The 328-nt window shown below is 40.2% G+C and carries 1 pseudogene; it reads left to right on the top strand.

The features are described 5' to 3' along the window. Positions 1 to 328 (top strand): annotated as a pseudogene (locus tag AAEZ22_RS18265) (RNA-guided endonuclease InsQ/TnpB family protein); the annotation flags it as partial.

A 328-nucleotide genomic window follows, 5' to 3' on the forward strand; every position in this document is an offset into this window, starting at 1 on the left:
ACTGTATCCGCATTGAAAATGGCGCTATCAGTATCCCAAAGGTAGGCAAGATACCCATTATCTTGCATCGCAAACTAGCAAGTAAAATCAAGACTGTAACTATCCAGTATCACCACGGAAAATGGGGATGCAGCATCACTCAGGAAGTTGAGTGCAAAACAGCTAAACAAGTTTTAAAAACAATCACAGGTTTTGACATTAACTCAAAGCAAACTGTTGTTGGCTCAGATGGTTTTGTGGTCGATAACCCCAAGTTTTTAAAGCAGTCAAAAACAAAGTTAAATCAATTGCAACGCCAGCTTGCACGCCGAACTAAAGGTTCAAATCG

The organism is Pseudoalteromonas sp. 20-MNA-CIBAN-0454 (assembly GCF_040308685.1).
Classification (GTDB): Bacteria; Pseudomonadota; Gammaproteobacteria; order Enterobacterales; family Alteromonadaceae; genus Pseudoalteromonas; species Pseudoalteromonas nigrifaciens.